This is a genomic window from Pseudomonas sp. AC112 (genome assembly GCF_979253545.1).
The window spans coordinates 668851-686022 of sequence record NZ_CEEDCM010000001.1; the positions used below are offsets into that span (position 1 = coordinate 668851).

General features: G+C 61.4%; 16 protein-coding genes. 8 read left to right on the plus strand and 8 right to left on the minus strand.

Annotation, left to right across the window (positions count from 1 at the left end; genetic code table 11):
• Window position 1: 1 nt before the first annotated feature.
• Window positions 2–919: a LysR family transcriptional regulator gene (locus tag AC0IYN_RS03270; RefSeq protein ID WP_406598079.1), complete on the minus strand. Its 918-nt coding sequence runs from the start codon at window positions 917–919 to the stop codon at window positions 2–4.
• Window positions 920–996: 77 nt separating this feature from the next.
• Here AC0IYN_RS03270 and AC0IYN_RS03275 point away from each other — a divergent pair, with 77 nt between their 5' ends.
• Window positions 997–1485: a DMT family transporter gene (locus AC0IYN_RS03275; protein WP_406598078.1), complete on the plus strand. Its 489-nt coding sequence runs from the start codon at window positions 997–999 to the stop codon at window positions 1483–1485.
• Here AC0IYN_RS03275 and AC0IYN_RS03280 read toward each other — a convergent pair whose 3' ends face one another.
• From AC0IYN_RS03280 to AC0IYN_RS03300, 5 genes are all read right to left on the minus strand, one after another.
• Entirely contained in the window at window positions 1486–2817 is a 1332-nt protein-coding gene (locus AC0IYN_RS03280) for an MFS transporter (RefSeq protein WP_406598077.1), read from the minus strand. It lies immediately after the preceding gene.
• 59 nt (window positions 2818–2876) lie between these two features.
• Window positions 2877–3818 (minus strand): hydroxymethylglutaryl-CoA lyase, encoded by a 942-nt coding sequence (locus AC0IYN_RS03285; protein ID WP_457267545.1) that lies wholly within the window; start codon window positions 3816–3818, stop codon window positions 2877–2879.
• On the minus strand, window positions 3815–5008 hold the full coding sequence (locus tag AC0IYN_RS03290; RefSeq protein WP_457248998.1) for a CaiB/BaiF CoA transferase family protein: 1194 nt from the start codon (window positions 5006–5008) through the stop codon (window positions 3815–3817). The genes AC0IYN_RS03285 and AC0IYN_RS03290 overlap by 4 nt, the downstream gene beginning before the upstream one ends.
• A gap of 186 nt (window positions 5009–5194) precedes the next feature.
• Complete coding sequence (locus tag AC0IYN_RS03295) at window positions 5195–6103, minus strand: LysR family transcriptional regulator (protein ID WP_406598074.1); 909 nt, start codon at window positions 6101–6103, stop codon at window positions 5195–5197.
• Window positions 6103–6777 (minus strand): NAD(P)H-binding protein, encoded by a 675-nt coding sequence (locus AC0IYN_RS03300; RefSeq protein WP_406598073.1) that lies wholly within the window; start codon window positions 6775–6777, stop codon window positions 6103–6105. Before AC0IYN_RS03300 ends, AC0IYN_RS03295 begins: the two co-directional genes overlap by 1 nt.
• A 94-nt stretch (window positions 6778–6871) precedes the next feature.
• Between AC0IYN_RS03300 and AC0IYN_RS03305 the strand changes: the two genes are divergently transcribed.
• On the plus strand, window positions 6872–8029 hold the full coding sequence (locus AC0IYN_RS03305) for an MFS transporter (protein WP_457239841.1): 1158 nt from the start codon (window positions 6872–6874) through the stop codon (window positions 8027–8029).
• On the opposite strand, the gene yiaY is transcribed toward AC0IYN_RS03305, so the two are convergent.
• On the minus strand, window positions 8026–9174 hold the full coding sequence (yiaY, locus tag AC0IYN_RS03310; protein ID WP_406598071.1) for an L-threonine dehydrogenase: 1149 nt from the start codon (window positions 9172–9174) through the stop codon (window positions 8026–8028). The genes AC0IYN_RS03305 and yiaY overlap by 4 nt on opposite strands.
• Before the next feature lie 123 nt (window positions 9175–9297).
• Here yiaY and AC0IYN_RS03315 point away from each other — a divergent pair, with 123 nt between their 5' ends.
• The gene (locus AC0IYN_RS03315) at window positions 9298–10314 is read left to right on the plus strand and encodes a DUF4917 family protein (RefSeq protein ID WP_457267548.1); all 1017 of its coding nucleotides are present in this window, start codon (window positions 9298–9300) and stop codon (window positions 10312–10314) included.
• Between the two features lie 99 nt (window positions 10315–10413).
• Here the strand turns inward: AC0IYN_RS03315 and AC0IYN_RS03320 are convergent, their stop codons facing one another.
• Window positions 10414–10941, minus strand: coding sequence for a helix-turn-helix domain-containing protein (locus AC0IYN_RS03320; RefSeq protein WP_457239840.1), 528 nt, complete (start codon window positions 10939–10941; stop codon window positions 10414–10416).
• Between the two features lie 105 nt (window positions 10942–11046).
• On the opposite strand from AC0IYN_RS03320, the gene AC0IYN_RS03325 reads away from it, so the two are divergent.
• From AC0IYN_RS03325 to AC0IYN_RS03345, 5 genes are all read left to right on the plus strand, one after another.
• Window positions 11047–11829, plus strand: a complete 783-nt coding sequence (locus AC0IYN_RS03325; RefSeq protein ID WP_028619303.1) for an aldolase — start codon at window positions 11047–11049, stop codon at window positions 11827–11829.
• A gap of 28 nt (window positions 11830–11857) precedes the next feature.
• Window positions 11858–12730 (plus strand): dihydrodipicolinate synthase family protein, encoded by an 873-nt coding sequence (locus AC0IYN_RS03330; protein ID WP_471840521.1) that lies wholly within the window; start codon window positions 11858–11860, stop codon window positions 12728–12730.
• A gap of 195 nt (window positions 12731–12925) precedes the next feature.
• A complete protein-coding gene (locus AC0IYN_RS03335; RefSeq protein ID WP_457239838.1) occupies window positions 12926–13465 on the plus strand; it encodes an RNA polymerase sigma factor in 540 nt (179 codons plus the stop codon).
• Complete coding sequence (locus AC0IYN_RS03340) at window positions 13462–14430, plus strand: FecR family protein (RefSeq protein WP_406598066.1); 969 nt, start codon at window positions 13462–13464, stop codon at window positions 14428–14430. Before AC0IYN_RS03335 ends, AC0IYN_RS03340 begins: the two co-directional genes overlap by 4 nt.
• Window positions 14431–14558: 128 nt before the next feature.
• Window positions 14559–17123 carry a TonB-dependent receptor gene (locus tag AC0IYN_RS03345; protein WP_471840523.1) on the plus strand — a complete coding sequence of 855 codons (2565 nt, stop codon included), beginning with the start codon at window positions 14559–14561 and terminating at the stop codon, window positions 17121–17123.
• Window positions 17124–17172: the final 49 nt, after the last annotated feature.

Sequence of the window (17172 nt, forward strand, 5' to 3'; positions counted from 1 at the left end):
GTCAGCGGTGGCCCTTGGACAATACACCCTGCACCTGCCCAATCAACCACTGCAACCCCGAATCCCCGCCCCGGCGTGCATGCCACGCCAATTCAAACGCAAACGATGGAATATGAAAGGGCGGCGGTACGGCCAACAAGTGCTGGTGATCAATATTCAGCAAGCCACGCGTCGAGACGGTGAGGATCAGGTCGGTGCCTTGGATCAACTGCGGTGCTACGCCCCAGTGCGGCAGGCTGATTGCTACGTGTCGACGTTCACGAATCGCCGTCAGTGCCCGCTCGATTTCCGGTGTGCCGCTGCCACGCATTTCCAACAAGACATGGGGGCGTGACAGGTAGGTGGACAAATCCAATGTGCCATTTGCCGACAGGCTGTTGCGGTCCACCAGGCAGGTGTAGTGCTCTTCGAACAACGGCGTAGTACACAGTTCTGCGGGCATGTCGGGGAAGACCCCCGCCGCCAGGTCAAGGTCGCCATTGAGCACGCCCTCCACCATGCCTTCACGGCTGGCCTGGATGATTTGCAGATCGATACCCGGAGCCTCGCGGCGCAGCATCCGCACCAGGTCGGGTAGGAAAATCGCCGCACTGTAGTCAGACATCGCCACACGAAACCTACGTTTGGCCGACGCCGGGTCAAAGCGATTCGGCGCCAGCAGGGCCTGTACCTGCGCCAGGGCTTCAGCCAGTGGCGTGGCCAACTCCAGCGCGCGGGCCGTCGGCACCAGGCTACCGCCCTGGCGCACCAGCAGCGGGTCGCCCAGCAGGTCACGCAAACGCGCCAGCGCATGACTGACCGCCGGCTGGCTCAGGTGCAAACGCTCGCCAGCACGGGTGACGTGTTGCTCACTGAGCAAGGCGTCGAGGATCACCAGTAGGTTGAGGTCGATGCGGCGCAGATCATTCATCAGCTGCATGCTCGGCATAAGAACTTGGAATTTAAATTTGCGTGACGAATAGCCTAGAGTCCAGCAAAACCTCTGGGAGATTGGACATGACGACGTTGCATTGGGTAGGTCTGTTGGCGCTGGCGGTCATCGGCGGCGCGGTGGTGCCGTTTCAGAGCGCGATCAACGCAAACCTCGGGCGCGGGCTCGGCCATCCATTGTGGGCCACCCTGGCGTCACTGCTGGTGAGCATCATCGTGTTGCTGCCGGTGATTCTGGCGATGCGCTTGCCATTGCCAAGCCTGGCGTTTATCAGCAAGGCGCCCTTGTGGATGTGGGCGGGCGGCGCGTTTGGCGTGTGCTTTATTGCCCTGGCGTTGATGCTGCTGCCCAAACTGGGTGCGTCGGGGTTCATCGCGCTGGCCATGGCTGGGCAGATTCTGGCCTCGTTGGTGCTGGATCACTTCGGCCTGTTCGGCCTGGTGGAGCGCCAACTGACAACGCCCCGTGTGCTGGGGGCGTTGTTGTTGATTGGCGGGGTGGCATTGATTCAGTTCAGCGCCACACCGGCCCGAGCGTTGGCCACCGCTGGCTGATCAGCCTTTATCGAGCGTGCGCAGTTTTTGCGGCAAGCCCCACAGCAGCAGCGCTGCTGCCAACAGCGCGCACACGCCGATCACATACAGTGCCGGGGTGGTGCTGCCGGTGAGGTCCTTGATGCGTCCCACCATCACCGGGCTGACAATGCCACCGAACTGCCCGAGGGTATTGATCACCGCAATCCCACCCGCCGCGCCGGCTCCGGCACCGGCCAGCAACTTGGGTGGCAGGGTCCAGAAGGTCGGGATCGAGGCGATGATGCCCGCGCCCAGCATGCCCAGGGCAATAATCAGAAAGGTCGTGTGGTCGGCGAAAATGCCGGCACTGAAGAAGCCCACCGCCCCCAGCACCACCAGGCCGCAGACAAACTTGCGCCGCTCGCCGGAGGCATCCGACAGCCGCCCGATCACCACCATGGTGATCGCGCCGCACACATAAGGAATCGCCGTGAGCAGGCCGATCATCACCGGGCTCTGGGTACCGGCGCTGCGGATCAATTGCGGCGCCCAGAAGTTGAGGCCGTAGGACGCCACCTGGATCAGGAAGTAGATGAAGCCGAGCATCAGGAACCCAGGAATGCGGATTGCTGACAGCAGCGAGCCCCCGTGCTGGTTCGGCTCATGCTTGGCGATGCGACTGGCCAGCAAGGTTTTCTCCGCGGGTGTCAGCCAATGGGCATCTTCGATGCGGTCCTTGAGCAGCGTCAGCACCAGGAAGCCCAGGCCGATGCACGGCAAGCCACCGAGCAGGAACAGCCAATGCCAGCCGCGCATTTGCAAGACGCCGTCGAGGTGCTCCAGCACCAAGCCGGAGAACGGTGCGCCCACCAGGCCGGCAAAGGCCGACGCCAGGAACAGCATCGACGTGATGCGCCCACGGAAGTGCTGCGGGAACCACAACGTCAGGTAATACAGCACGCCAGGCGCAAAACCTGCCTCCATTGCGCCGATCAGGAAGCGCAGCACATAGAACTGCCATTCTGCCGTGACAAACACCATGGCCGCCGTCGCCAGCCCCCACGACATCATGATCCGCGCAATCCAGCGCCGCGCGCCGACCTTGTACAGCATCATGTTGCTTGGCACTTCGAAGATTACGTATCCCACCACGAACAACCCGGCGCCCAGGCCATAGGCGGTGTCGCTCAGGCTCAGGTCCGCTTGCAACTGGAACTTGGCAAAGCTGATGTTGATACGGTCAAAAAACGCGAACAGGTAGCACACCATGATCAGTGGCATCAGGCGCCAGGCGACCTTGCTGACCAGGGCTTTTTCGGCATCGATTTCAGCAGCCGGGCGCGCGCCGGCCTCCAACGTATTAGTGCTCATGGTTTCTCTCCAGCGGGCTGCTCACAGGCGCCCGATTGTTTTTGTTGTCTGGTGCGGTGCTACAGCGTGGCGATGTAGGCCGGCGGCGGATGCAGGTCGCCATTGCGCCCGGCCTTCGCCACCTGGCCAGGCAGTTCATGGCCCAACAGGGCCGGCAGGCGGCGGGACATGTGCAGCAGGTGCGGCAGGTCGATGCCGGTGTGAATCCCGACCTCTTCGCACAGGTTGACCAAATCTTCAGTGCAGATATTGCCCGACGCCCCCGGTGCGAACGGGCAGCCGCCCAAACCGCCGAGCGCCGCGTCAAATCGACGGGCACCGGCCTCATAAGCGGCCAGCACGTTGCATAAACCCAGGCCGCGGGTGTTGTGAAAGTGCAGGGTCAGGTCGCTGGCGGATACGCGCTGCAACACGCGCTTGACCAGGCGTTCCACCTGGCGTGGATTGGCCATGCCCGTGGTGTCGGCCAGGCTGATACCCTGGATGCCCAGTTCAAGGTAAGCGTCAACGAATTGCAGCACGCGGTCTTCATCGATCGTGCCTTCAAACGGGCAACCGAACGTGGTGGCGATGCTGCCGTTGAGCCTCACCGGGTGGTCGGCGGCAACGCTGACGATCTCGCCAAACGCCGCCAACGACGCTTCACAGCGCATGCGCATATTGGCCAGGTTGTGGGTCTGGCTGGCGGACATCACCAGGTTCAACTCATCGGCACGGGACTCGATGGCACGCAGGGCGCCCTTGAGATTGGGGATCAGTGCGACATAGATAACACCCGGCTTGCGTTGGATGCCCTGGAACACTTGCTCGCCATCGCGCAATGCTGGAATGGCCTTGGGCGAGACAAACGAACCGGCTTCGATCCGTGAAAAACCGGCCAGGGAAAGCTGGTCGATCAAGGCGATCTTGTCCGCCGTTGCGACCCAGGTCGGCTCGATTTGCAGGCCGTCACGCGGGGACACTTCCTGCACGATCAGCGGGTCTGAATAGTCTGTGATCATTGCACCACTCCCGAGGTTTTCAGGCGTTGGATATCGGCGCCGGCCAGGCCCAGGCTGCCGAGAATTTCGTCGGTGTGTTGCCCCAGGGACGGGCCCTGCCAGTTCACGCCGCCAGGGGTGTCCGAGAGTTTGGGCACGATGCCGGGCATCTTTACCGACACACCGCCAGGCAGCTCGGCATTGAGCAACATGTCACGCGCCTGGTAGTGCGGGTCACTGACGATATCCGCGACGGAGTAGATGCGCCCCGCCGGTACCTCTGCGGCTTCAAGCGCGCTGAGTACGTGGTCGATGGGCAGGCTGCTGGTCCAGTGGGTGATCGCGGCGTCGAGCAACCCGCTTTTGGCGGCGCGCCCATCGTTGTGGGCAAACTCGGGCGCTTCGGCCAGGTCGGCGCGACCAATGGTGTGCATCAGGCGCTTGTAGATCGGGTCACTGTTGCCGGCGATCACCACGTAGGCACCGTCGGCTGTGAGGTAGGTGTTGGAGGGCGCAATGCCCGGCAAGGCACCGCCGCTGCGTTCACGCACATGGCCGAGCATGTCGTATTCCGGCACCAGGCTTTCCATCAGGTTGAACACGCTTTCGGCCAATGACACATCGACAATCTGCCCGTCGCCCTGCCCCGTCTTGACCCGCAGCAGTGACATCAGCGCGCCGATCACACCGTGCAACGACGCCAGGGAATCCCCCAGGCTCACGCCGACCCGCGCCGGTGGCGAGTCCGGGTTGCCAGTGGTGTAGCGGATACCGCCCATGGCCTCGCCGATGGCACCAAAGCCAGGGCGGTCGCGATACGGGCCGGTCTGGCCGTAACCGGAGATGCGCACCAACGTCAGCTTGGGGTTGAGGGCGTGCAGCACGTCCCAGCCGAGGCCGAGTTTTTCCAGGCCGCCGGGGCGCAGGTTTTCAATCAGCACATCGGCGTCACCGAGCAATTGCTTGATCAGGTCCAGGCCTTCGGGCGACTTGAGATCCAGCGCCAGGGACTTTTTGTTACGCGATTGCAGGTACCACCACAGCGACGTGCCTTCGTGCAGCTTTCGCCATTTGCGAAGCGGATCGCCCTGGCCCATGGCTTCGATCTTGATCACCTCGGCGCCAAACTCGGCCATCAGCCGAGCGGCGAACGGCGCAGCAATCAGGGTGCCGATCTCGATCACCTTGATACCGCTCAAAGGAGCCGTCATGGGGTGTACCTCTTATTCTTGGAATGTGACGCCAAGACTAGAGGGCAGGTGCAAAGGAAATCCAACCGTCAGTTGGCAACAAGCGTTCGCCAAACACGAACATCCCTGTAGGAGCCGACTTACCGGCGATGGTGTCTTTGAAACCGACGCATGCCTTGAAATGGCCATCGCCGGCAAGCCGGGCTCCTACACGGGGTTGTGGAGATAATCGAAGAGCAGGCGGCTGACCGGCGACAGTTGTGTTTTATCACGCACCACCAGGATCAGGCTGCGATCCGACCAATCGTCCGTCAGCGGCACGGCATGCAAACCCAGTGCACGACCAAACAGTTCATACGCTTTCTGCGGCAGTATTCCGATGCCCATGTTGGCCTGGACCATCCGACACATCGCGTCGAACCCCGGCACATGAATGCGCAGGCGCAGCATCTTGCCCGCCTCGCGCGCGGCCGCATGGGTGCGCATATTGATGGAGCTGGCGGCGTGCAGGCCGACGTAATCGCTGTCGAGGGTTTCACTGAACGCCAGGGTTTCACGCACTGCCAACGGGTGATCCGCCGGCATCAGCACCACCAGTTTGTCGCGTCGATACGTCACGCTGGGCAGGCCTTTGATGTCGGTATCACTGGAACAAATCCCAAGGTCCGCCACGCCATCCAACACACCTTGCACCACACCCTTGCTGGGACGTTCTTCCAGGTCGGTTTTCACTTCGGGGTGCAGTTCGGAAAAGCCCCGCAGGTCTTCCGGAAGAAACTGAATAATTGCCGATAGATTGGCCAGCATTCGCACATAGCCGCGCACACCATGGCTGTGTTCGCCCAGTTCCAGGCCCATCTTCTCAACGTTGAAAAGCATCTGCCGCGCATGGTGCAGCAGGGTTTCACCGGCTGCCGTCAGGTCCATGCCCTTGGCGCGGCGCACGAACAGGCTGACGCCCAGCACCTGCTCCAGCTCCATCAAGCGCTTGCTGGCAGCCGACACTGCAATGGCCTCACGGTTGGCAGCACGGGTGAGCGTGCCTTCCTCGAACACCGCCACAAACAACTGCAGCGTGATCAGGTCCAAGCGACGCACCAGACTCTTGTGCAACATCAGCGACGCTCGCTGGCCAGCCGATTGATCTCGGCCTGCTCCACCACCGGCTGCGGCGCACCCTGGCTGGCAGCCTGCAACATCGCCCGGCCTACGGTCTCGGTACTCACCACCCAGCCTGGTTTCAGCCGCCGCACGAACGACAGCAACGGCCCGAGCACCGAATAAAACGACTGATACAACGGCGTCTTCGACCGCACGCCATGCAACGGCTGGATCACCCCAGGCCGGAACAGATACACCGCCTTGAACGGCAGGCGCAGCAAGGCATTCTCGGTCTTGCCCTTAACCCGCGCCCACATCGACTTACCCGCCTCGGAACTGTCCGTCCCGGCGCCTGAGACGTAGATAAAGGTCATCTGCGGATTAAGCCGCGCCAGGGTGCTGGCGGCGACCAGCGTCAGGTCATAGGTGAGATGGGTGTACTTGACTTCATTCATCCCCGCCGACGAAACGCCGAGGCAGAAGAAACACGCATCAAAGCCTTGCAACAGGTTTTCCAGGGGCTGGAAATCCAGCATGTCGCTGTGCAACACCTGGTGCAGTTTGCCGTGTTCCTGGGTCAGGGGCGTGCGGCCAACGGCGACGACTTCCTGCACGTCAGCGGCCAACAGGCACTCACGCAGGACACCCTGGCCGACCATGCCGGTGGCGCCGAATAACAGAACTCTCATGGGTTGGTTCCTTGGTTACAAACGATTAGCCGCACGTTAGAGACAAACACACTAGCAGCTTGTAGCTTACCGCTGAAAAAGGAAAAGCCTGCCTTTGAACAATACCACCACCCTCGCCCTGGCCTGCAGCGCCGCCTTCCTCGCCCAAGTCGGCATCAGCAGCTACCTGCCTGCCGTCCCCGCCATCGCCCGCGCCCTCCCAGCCGCCGAAGACCACGTCGCGCTGGCCTTGGCGATCTACCTCGTCGGCATGGCTTTGCCGATGCTGCTATGGGGCAGCCTGGGCGAACGTTTTGGGCGTAAGCCTGTGCTGTTGACGGCGCTCGCCGTGTACGCCGTGGCGAGTGCAGCGATCCCCTCGGCCTCCAGCGTTGAAGTCTTCCTGTCATTGCGGCTGATTCAAGGTTTGGGGGCAGGCGGTGTTTCGGTGATGGCACGGGTGTTGGTGCGTGACAGCTTCAGCGGTGCATTGCTGGCAAAAGGGTTGTCGTGGCTGGGCATGACTTTCGTGATCGCTTTGGGCATCGGTCAATTCGCAGGTTCGTTGTTGCAGGTGATCTTTGGCTGGGAGGCGATCTTCTACGGGTTGGCGATTGGCGCGCTCGGGTTGATGCTGGTGTTGCAACGGGTGACGTTCCCGGCGCTGGCGAAGGCCGACGCGTCTCTCTCCGCCTGGCGCATCTACGCCACGATCGTGCGGCACCCGCCGTTTCTGCACGCTGCCTTGGCCGGTGGTCTGGGTTATGGAGTGATCATCGCCTTCAACACCTGTGCACCGTTGATTCTGCAAGGCCGTTTCGAGTGGAGCGCGGCGCAATATGGCTGGCTGGGTTGGCCAATCAGCGCGGCGTATCTGGCGGGGGCATTAATGGTCAACCGCTTCGTGGCTCGCACCGGTCGGGTAAAGATGATGGGCTGGGGCGTGGCACTGGTTCTGACGGGAACGGCCGTGATGCTGCTGGGCAGTGTGCTTGCTGGCGGAATCGCTGTCTTGCTGTGGCTGCCTTACTGCGTGGCGGTGCTGGGGCAATCGATGAGTTACCCGATCAGTTTGTCCCTGGCCAACGATGCCTCACCGGTGAGCGGCTCCTACGCCATGGCGTTGAGCGGTTTTATGCATCAATTGATGGCCGCATTGATCGGTGGCGTGGCAAGCCTGCTGGTGAGTCAGCAGGCGTGGCCGTTGGCGTTGTTATGTGTGATGTTGGCGGGCGCCGCATCGGTGTGCGTCGCCCGTTGTCGGGCGGATTAAAACGCGTTGCGAAAGATCTCCTCGATCTGCCGCTGATCCGCCCGCCGTGGATTGGTCAGCCCACACGCATCCTTCAGCGCGTTAGTCGCCAGCAAGGGAATGTCCTGCAGCTTGGCGCCCAGTTCCCGCAATCCGGCGGGGATTTCGACGTCGTGGGCCAGGCTACGAATGGCGGCGATGGCGGCCTGGGCACCCTCTTCGTCGGTGATGCCCTTGATATCGGCGCCCAGCGCACGGCCCACATCGCTCAGGCGTTTGGCGCAAACGCTGGCGTTGAAGCTTTGCACATGGGGCAGCAACACCGCGTTGCACACGCCGTGGGGCAGGTCGTAGAAACCGCCCAGTTGGTGGGCCATGGCATGCACGAAGCCCAGGGACGCATTGTTGAACGCCATGCCGGCGAGGAACTGCGCGTAAGCCATGTTTTCACGGGCGGCCTTGTCGCTGCCGTCGCGGACCGCCAGGCGCAGGTTGGCGCTGATCAGTTCGATGGCCTTGATGGCGCAGGCGTCGGTGATTGGGTTGGCGGCGGTGGACACGTAGGCTTCGATGGCGTGGGTCAACGCGTCCATGCCGGTGGCGGCGGTCAGGCCCTTGGGCATGCCGACCATCAGCGCCGGGTCGTTGACCGACAGCAGCGGCGTGACGTTGCGGTCGACGATGGCCATTTTCACATGGCGGGTTTCGTCGGTGATGATGCAGAAACGTGTCATCTCGCTGGCGGTGCCGGCGGTGGTGTTGATGGCCACCAGGGGCAGTTGCGGTTTGCCGGACTGGTCAACGCCTTCGTAGTCGCCGATATGCCCACCGTTGGTGGCACACAGGGCGATGCCTTTGGCGCAGTCATGGGGTGAACCGCCGCCCAGGGACACCACGAAATCACAAGCGCTTTCCTGCAACAGCGCCAGGCCTTTCTCAACGTTTTCCACATTCGGGTTGGGCTTGGCGCCGTCGTAGATCACCGAGTCAATGTCCTGCATCGCCAGTTTCTCGGCGATCATGCTCGCGACGCCGGCCTTGGCCAAGCCGGCGTCGGTGACGATCAGCGCCTTGCGAAAACCATAGTTGCGGATGGCGGTCATCGCTTCGTCGAGGCAGTCGGTGCCCATGATGTTCACGGCGGGGATAAAGAAGGTGCTGCTCATGGTCAATCCTCAGAGGCTTTATGCCTACAGCATCAACCTGCGCTACCCAGCGCATCTTGATCAGGATCAACGCCGACCCGTGATAAAGTCTCCGTCCAGCCGATTTCGAGTAGACCCGCCGCAATGAAGGATTTCCAGGATATTGACGCCCACCTTGAAGACTGGAGCGCCCTGCGCAGCAGTACGGACTTCAGCGGGATTCTGATCGGCAATGGTGCGAGCCGTGCCATTTGGGAAGACTTTGCCTACGACTCGCTGTTCGAAAACGCTCGCACCGTTGAGGAAAAGCCCCTGAGCCAGTCCGAGCTCAGTGTATTCGACGCCCTGCAAACCCGCAGCTTCGAGCAGGCACTGGGCGCGTTGAAGACCACCAGCCGGGTCAACAAGGCCCTGGCGGTCAGCTCGGCGGCGCCGCGCAATCGTTACTACGCGATCAAGGAAGCGTTGATCAACACCATCCACGCCGTGCATATCCCGTGGCGCCTGGTGCAACCGTCGACGCTGGCAACGATCAACGCTGAGCTGAAGCATTACTCGACGGTATTCACCAGCAACTACGACCTGCTCAACTACTGGGCGATCCTGCACGCCCCCGGCATCGACGACTTGTTCCGCAGCGCCGACGCCAGCTTCGACCTGCGCAATACCCGTACCGACGCCACGCGCATTTTGTACTTGCACGGCGGCCTGCACCTGGTGCGCAACCTCGACGGCACCGCGCGCAAATTGCCGACCACCGACAGCACCTTGCTCAGCAGCTTTGCGATCAACAACACGATCAAGACCCTGGACGATGTGCCGCTGTTTGTCAGCGAGGGCAAGGTTGAGGAGAAGCTCAAGACGATCCGCAGTTCGGATTACCTGTCGTTCTGCTATGAGCAGTTGCTCAGCCACGAAGGTGCACTGTGCATCTTTGGCCATGACCTGGGACCGCAGGATAAACACCTGGTGGATGCGATTCGCCAGGCCAGGCTAACCACGCTGGCGATCTCGGTGTCGGGGCGCAGTGATGGGTTTATCCGTCAGCAGAAGCGGCGGTATTCGGAGTTGTTCGATGGGACGGGCGTGGAACTGAAGTTTTTTGCGGCGCGCACGCATCCATTGGGCAACCCAGCGCTGTCAGTGCCTGTCGAACGCTGATCCCCCGAATAACCCATTACCTGTAGGAGTCCGGTTTGCCGGCGATAGCGTTTCTGCGGACGCCATCGCCGGCAAGCCGGGTTCCTACAGAGGATTGCGTCAATCTTCCGAGCTGTGCACCACAACCAGCAATTGTGCCTGCATCGGCCCCACCGAGCGCAACCGATGAGGCTTCTGCGCATTGAAGTGCAGCGCATCCCCGCGCTCCAGGATCACCCGTTCGTTCATGAAGTCCACTTCCACCTGGCCTTCATGCACAAACAGAAACTCTTCCCCCACATGCTCCTTGAAGGTCTTGTCGGTGAACTCCGCCGGCGGGTAGATGATGAACGGCAGCAGGCTGCGTTCGCTGACCTGATGGGCCAGCACCGCATAACCCGGTGAGGTGTCGGGCCGCTCATGGCTGCGCACCAGGCTGTAGCTGTCGAGGCTGACGCTGTCTTCGCTGAACAACTCTTCGACCTTCACGTTCAACGCCTTGGCCAGTTTCAACGCGGCGGCAATCGACGGCGTGTTCAGCCCGCGCTCGACCTTGGACAGGTAACTCTTGGTCATCCCAGACTTTTCGGCCAGGGTCTCCAAGGTAACGCCAAGTTTTTTTCTTAATAATTTCAAACGGATAGACATGCGCCGCGATTAATCCATGCAGTAAGCGATGAGCTGTGCTTGCCAATGACACAAAGTGTCATATAGCATCATTAGTGTCATTTGCAGCCACCGAGGGCACCCGATATGGCCAAGACATTAGCACTCCCAAAAGACCAACTGGTCAAGCAAGCACTGGTCCAGATGCAAAACACCCTGGCGGATAATACGTGGACCGTCCGGCAAAAGCTGGCGTTGACGTGCCGCATCCTGTTCGAGAACGGCCACGACTCCGGCCTGGCCGGGCAGATCACCGCGCGTGGGCCGGAACAGGGCACCTATTACACTCAGCAATTGGGCCTGGGTTTTGATGAGATCACCGCCAGCAACCTGTTGCTGGTAAACGAGGATCTTGAAGTGCTGGAGGGCCATGGCATCCCCAACCCGGCCAACCGTTTCCACAGCTGGGTGTACCGTGGGCGGCCGGATGTGAATTGCATCATCCACACGCACCCCACGCACATCGCCGCATTGTCGATGCTGGAAGTGCCGTTGCAGGTGTCCCATATGGACCTCTGCCCGCTGTACGAAGACTGCGCATTCCTGGAGGCCTGGCCGGGTGTGCCGGTGGGCAATGAAGAAGGGGAAATCATCACCACGGCACTGGGTGACAAACGCGCGATCCTGCTTTCGCACCACGGTCAGTTGTCCACCGGGGCGAGCATCGAGGAAGCCTGTGTGATCGCACAGTTGATCGAGCGCGCGGCCAAGTTGCAGTTGCTCGCGATGGCAGCCGGCACCATCAAGCCGATCCTGCCGGAGCTGGGGCGCGAGGCCCATGACTGGATCTCCCGGCCCAAGCGCCATGGCGCCGCCTTCAACTACTACGCCCGGCAGAACCTGCGTCAACACGCCGATTGCCTGAACTGACTTGCCCTTTTCTGACCGGAGACGTTCCATGTCCAGCCCAACCATTCACGGCATCATCGGCTACACCATCACCCCCTTCAGCGCCGACGGCCAACGCGTTGACCTCGACGCCCTCGGCCGTTCCATCGACCGCCTGATTGACGGCGGCGTGCACGCCATCGCGCCACTGGGCAGCACCGGTGAAGGTGCGTACTTGAGCGACGCCGAGTGGGATGAAGTCAGCGCCTTCAGCCTGGCGAAAATCGCCCGGCGCGTACCGACCATCGTCAGCGTCTCGGACCTGACCACCGCCAAAGCCGTGCGTCGCGCCCGTTACGCCGAGGCCAATGGCGCTGATGTGGTGATGGTGCTGCCGGCGTCCTACTGGAAACTCAGCGAAGCGGAGATCCTCGCCCACTACGCCGCGATCGGCGACAGCATCGGCGTGCCGATCATGCTCTACAACAACCCGGCCACCAGCGGCACGGACATGTCGGTGGAGTTGATCCTGCGCATCCTCAAGCAGGTGGCCAACGTGACCATGGTCAAGGAAAGCACCGGGGATATCCAACGCATGCACCAGTTGCATCGCCGCAGTGACGTGCCGTTCTACAACGGTTGCAATCCGCTGGCGCTGGAAGCCTTTGCGGCGGGTGCCAAGGGTTGGTGCACGGCGGCGCCGAACCTGATCCCACAGCTCAACCTGGCGTTGTATGAGGCGGTGTTGGCGAATGACCTGACCCAGGCGCGGGAGCTGTTTTACCGCCAGTTGCCCTTGCTGGAATTCATCCTCAAGGGTGGGTTGCCCGCGACGATCAAGGCGGGATTACGTTTGACGGGGCTGGAAGCGGGTGATCCTCGGTTGCCAGTGTTCCCGCTGGGTGACGTGGGGATCGAACAATTGAAAGCATTACTGCGCTAACCCACGTTCCCCTGTGGGAGCGGGCTTGCTCGCGAATGCAGTGTGCCAGTCACCGGATAAATCGACTGACACACCGCTTTCGCGAGCAAGCCCACATTTTTTGCCGCGTAGATCCGTAAAATAGAGACAAATGACAATGGTTCTCGATACCATTCGCGACTTTCTCCAAGTCGTGCTTCGTCAAGAAGGATATCCATGTCTCGTCCCAAGCCCGACCCGTTGTCGGCCGATGCCTTTCGCGGGTTCTATACAGATATCCTGTATTTCCTGCGCAAACGCACGGACAACGCCAGCGACGCGGCGGACATGACCCAGGATGTCTTTACTCAGTGGCTGGACTACCGCGACCGGGCCAAGGTCGAGCAGCCACGGGCGTTTCTGTTCCAGGTGGCGCGCAACCTGCTGCGTGATCACTGGCGCAAACAGAAGGTACGGCAGACCGCCCACTTTGACCCCGCCGAAATGGACGCCGAGCCGGTCACCGACGAGCAAAACGATCCCATGGCCGCCGCTCAACGCTTGCAACGCCTGGAACAGTTGAAGGAAGTCCTCGCCGAACTCTCGCCCCGCAGGCGAGAAGCCCTTATGCTGCACCGCTTCGAAGGCTTGAGCCAGGCGCAGATTGCCGAGCGCATGGGCATTTCGACCAGCATGGTGGAAAAGCACATCGCGTTTGCCCTGCTGCACTGCAAGCGACGCCTTCAACACGAACCCGGCACGGAGCAGCCAGAATGAACCGCCTGAGCGACACCGACGCCCTGGACATCGAAGACAGTGACGCCATTGATGCCCAAGCCGCCAGTTGGTTTGCCCGCAACCGCAATGACGCGGGGCGCGCCGACCGCAAGGCCTTTGCTGCCTGGCAAGCCGAGCCCGCCCATGCCCGCGCCTATGCCGAATTCGAACAACTGTGGGCAGACCTCGCCCAGTTGCAACAACTGAACAAACCCGTGGCGCTACCCCAGCGCAAACCGTCGGTATGGCGCCCTGCCCTGGCCGTGGCCGCCGCCCTGCTGTGCGCGGTGTTGGCCACTCACATCGGCGCGCCGCGCGAGCTTTATCACACTCAGGTAGCGGCCCATGCCAAAGGCATGCGCACCCTGGACCTGCCCGATGGCAGCACCTTGTACGTGAATGCCAACACCCGCGTGCGGGTCGATTTCAGCGCGTACCAGCGCATCGTGCACCTGGACAAGGGCCAGGTGTACATCGAAGTGGCCGCCGACAAGGAGCGGCCGCTGTTCGTGCAAGCAGGCGAAGCCCGTGTGCGCGTGGTCGGTACTGGCTTCGATGTGCGCCGCAGCCAGCAGCAACTGGTGGTCAGCGTCGCCCATGGCCAGGTCGCCTTCGAGCCGGATGCAAAAAGCCCCGTGAGCCTCTTGGGTGCACAGCAACGCGCGATCTACAGCTATGCCAAGGGCACGTTGCAGCAGCAAACCCTCACCGCTGAAGAGGTCGCCGACTGGCGCAGTGGGCACTTGTCGTTTCGCAACCGCGAACTGGCCAGCCTGATCGATGAATTGAGCCTGTACCGCCCCCAGGCACCGCTGCAGGTCAGCAGCGCCGTGGCCCACCTGAAGGTCTCGGGCAATCTGGATGTGAACGATCCCGACGCCCTGCTCAACGCCTTGCCCGCCCTGTTGCCGGTAAAAACCGTGGCGTCGGCCGATGGCATCGTAAGGATCGAACCGAGCAAATAACCCGACTGAATTCTTATTTGAGAATATTTTGCATTCGCAGGTGTGGTTTTTTTTCCCTGCCCCGTCTTCCTCCGGTCTGTACCTGATACGCACACCTTTTTGGCCATTTGGCCGCACCGGGGGATTTCATGTTTCGCGCGCCTTGCCACGCTTCGCACCTGTTTCTTCGACCGACGCTCATTGCCACTTGCCTGGCGTTCAGCCTCACTGCCCAAGCCGAGACATTCAAGCTGCCCGCCCAGGCACTGGCCACGTCCCTGAGCCAGGTGGCGCAACAGGCACAGATCCAACTGCTGTTCGACGAAGAGCTGCTCAAGAACGTGCATGCCCCTGCGCTCAATGGTGACTTCACGCCAGAAGTGGCGATTCGCACCCTGCTGAAAAACGGCGAGTTCTCCCTGATCAAGGTTGGCAGCACCTATGTGGTAAGGCCCGAAGAGGCCAAGACCACCAATAGCGGCGTTGTTCAACTGGATGCACTGAGCGTGATCGGCACCGGTAGCCAGGTCGACTCCAGCACCGTGGGCCGCTCCACCCTGAGCCAAGCGGACATCGACCGCTACCAGCCCGATAACATTCCTTCGCTGTTGCAGACCCTGCCAGGGGTATCGATGGGCGGCTCACCCAAGCCGGGCGGCCAGACCATGAACATCCGCGGCATGGGCGATGCCGAAGATGTGCCGATGACCGTGGATGGTGCGGCCAAAAGCGGTTTCGAGCGTTATCAACAAGGCACCATCTTCATTGAACCCGAGTTGATCAAAAGCATCGAGGTGGAGAAAGGCCCTTACTCGCCATTTACCGGTAACGGCGGTTTTGGCGGCACGGTCAACATGATCACCAAGGACGCACCGGACCTGCTCAAGGACGGGCAAAATGCCGGGGCGATGGTCAAATACGGCTACGCCAGCAACACCCACGAGCAGGTCTACACCGGCGCTGTGTATGGCCGTACCGACGACGGCCGCATGGACGGCCTGGTCTACCTGACCAAACGCGACGGCGACGACCTCAAGCTGGCCGACACACCGCCTGATCCGCGCAACCAATACCCGATCAACCCCAAACGCTTGCCCAACAGCGCGCAGGATGTCGAAGGCCAGCTGTTCAAGTTCAACGCGTATTTCACCGACGAACACAGCATAGGCCTGTCTTACTCACGCGCCCAAAGCCAACGTATGACGCCGTTCTCGGCAAAGTCCTACCCATCACCCCCGACACAATCGGCCATCGACCGCTACGGCTACGCCACGGCCGTATCACGCTTCCTGGCCGACCGCGACACGGTGGACACCACCTGGTCGAGCAAGTACGAATACCACCCGCTGAACAACCCGCTGATCGACCTGAAGCTGAGCTACTCGGAGTCCAATACCGACCAGACCGATGAGCGCGCCGAGAATGCCGTCATTAGCCTGGCTACCGGTGGACGCAAGATGGATACTTCCTACAAAGACCGCATCCTCGAACTGCGCAATACCAGCCTGCTGACCACCGGCCCGTTGGAACACGCGGTGACCACGGGCGTGCAGATCCGCAAGCACAAGCGTGAAACCGAAAGCTGGATGCCGGGTGCAACCTACAACACCGCCAGATACAACTATGGACATTTCCAGCCGTATTTCATGCCTCACGGCAAGGTCGATAGCAACGCGTTCTACATCCAGGACGCGATTACCCTGGGCGACGTGACCATTACGCCGTCCCTGCGTTACGACCACGTGCGCAACCGCGGCGAAGCCAACGATGCGCCGTACTACAGCAACCCGGACCCGAAAGTGGGCCACGACTACAGCGACCGTACCTACACCGGTTGGTCGCCGCGCCTGGCGGCGTTCTGGAACGTGACCCCGGATGTGGCGTTCTTCGCCAGTTGGAACCGCACGTGGCGTGCGCCGGTGATCGATGAACAGTACGAAGTCCAGGGCGCCATCAGCACCCGCAGCGCCACCAGCCTGAACCTCGACCCGGAGCGCATTACGGCGATTACCGCAGGCAACGTCACCAACTTCTCGGGGCTCTTCACCCGCGAGGACAACCTGCAACTGCGCACCACGTTGTTCCATAACCGCATCGAAGACGAAATCATGAAGGCCACCGGCATCGGCTGCGAACGGCAACTGACAGTACCGGGCAGTATCGATTCGGTATGCAGTGACGCGGCATCCCGGACCAACTATCGCAATGTGGGCGGCATGACCATCAAGGGCTTCGAGCTGGAAAGCTACTACGACTCGACCTACCTGTTCGGTTCCCTGACTTACTCCTGGGCCACAGGCAAGCGCGACAACCCCTACACCAACCCCTGGGCGACCAACCTGCACGTATGGGCGCGGGATATCCCACCGGCCAAATGGGTGGCGGTGCTGGGTACCAAGATCCCGAGCTGGGACGCGCAGGTGGGCTGGCAGGGTCAGTTCGTACGCAAGACCGATCGCGTGCCCACCGATGTTTACGCGGGTGGTTTGAACTCCAGCATCGGCGACTTTATCTACGACCAGACGGAAAACGCCAGCTACGACACACAAGGCCTGTTCGCCAATTGGAAACCGCAGCAGGCCGGTCTCAAGGGCACAGAGATCAACTTCACCGTCGACAACCTGTTCAACCGCTTCTACCAACCTGCACTCAGCGGTGAAGGTGTCTACAGCCAAGGCCGCAACGCCAAGATCAGCATCACGCGCTTCTTCTGAAAAAACTGTACGGATAAATCCGCACCCAGCTGTAGGCCCGCAATCGGCG

What these genes read in the sequence shown, in the direction of transcription:
- AC0IYN_RS03270 (WP_406598079.1), bottom strand. Translation starts at nt 919, where the DNA reads ATGCAGCTGATGAATGATCTGCGCCGCATCGACCTCAACCTACTGGTG.
- AC0IYN_RS03275 (WP_406598078.1), top strand. Translation starts at nt 997, where the DNA reads ATGACGACGTTGCATTGGGTAGGTCTGTTGGCGCTGGCGGTCATCGGC.
- AC0IYN_RS03280 (WP_406598077.1), bottom strand. Translation starts at nt 2,817, where the DNA reads ATGAGCACTAATACGTTGGAGGCCGGCGCGCGCCCGGCTGCTGAAATC.
- AC0IYN_RS03285 (WP_457267545.1), bottom strand. Translation starts at nt 3,818, where the DNA reads ATGATCACAGACTATTCAGACCCGCTGATCGTGCAGGAAGTGTCCCCG.
- AC0IYN_RS03290 (WP_457248998.1), bottom strand. Translation starts at nt 5,008, where the DNA reads ATGACGGCTCCTTTGAGCGGTATCAAGGTGATCGAGATCGGCACCCTG.
- AC0IYN_RS03295 (WP_406598074.1), bottom strand. Translation starts at nt 6,103, where the DNA reads ATGTTGCACAAGAGTCTGGTGCGTCGCTTGGACCTGATCACGCTGCAG.
- AC0IYN_RS03300 (WP_406598073.1), bottom strand. Translation starts at nt 6,777, where the DNA reads ATGAGAGTTCTGTTATTCGGCGCCACCGGCATGGTCGGCCAGGGTGTC.
- yiaY (WP_406598071.1), bottom strand. Translation starts at nt 9,174, where the DNA reads ATGAGCAGCACCTTCTTTATCCCCGCCGTGAACATCATGGGCACCGAC.
- AC0IYN_RS03315 (WP_457267548.1), top strand. Translation starts at nt 9,298, where the DNA reads ATGAAGGATTTCCAGGATATTGACGCCCACCTTGAAGACTGGAGCGCC.
- AC0IYN_RS03320 (WP_457239840.1), bottom strand. Translation starts at nt 10,941, where the DNA reads ATGTCTATCCGTTTGAAATTATTAAGAAAAAAACTTGGCGTTACCTTG.
- AC0IYN_RS03325 (WP_028619303.1), top strand. Translation starts at nt 11,047, where the DNA reads ATGGCCAAGACATTAGCACTCCCAAAAGACCAACTGGTCAAGCAAGCA.
- AC0IYN_RS03330 (WP_471840521.1), top strand. Translation starts at nt 11,858, where the DNA reads ATGTCCAGCCCAACCATTCACGGCATCATCGGCTACACCATCACCCCC.
- AC0IYN_RS03335 (WP_457239838.1), top strand. Translation starts at nt 12,926, where the DNA reads ATGTCTCGTCCCAAGCCCGACCCGTTGTCGGCCGATGCCTTTCGCGGG.
- AC0IYN_RS03340 (WP_406598066.1), top strand. Translation starts at nt 13,462, where the DNA reads ATGAACCGCCTGAGCGACACCGACGCCCTGGACATCGAAGACAGTGAC.
- AC0IYN_RS03345 (WP_471840523.1), top strand. Translation starts at nt 14,559, where the DNA reads ATGTTTCGCGCGCCTTGCCACGCTTCGCACCTGTTTCTTCGACCGACG.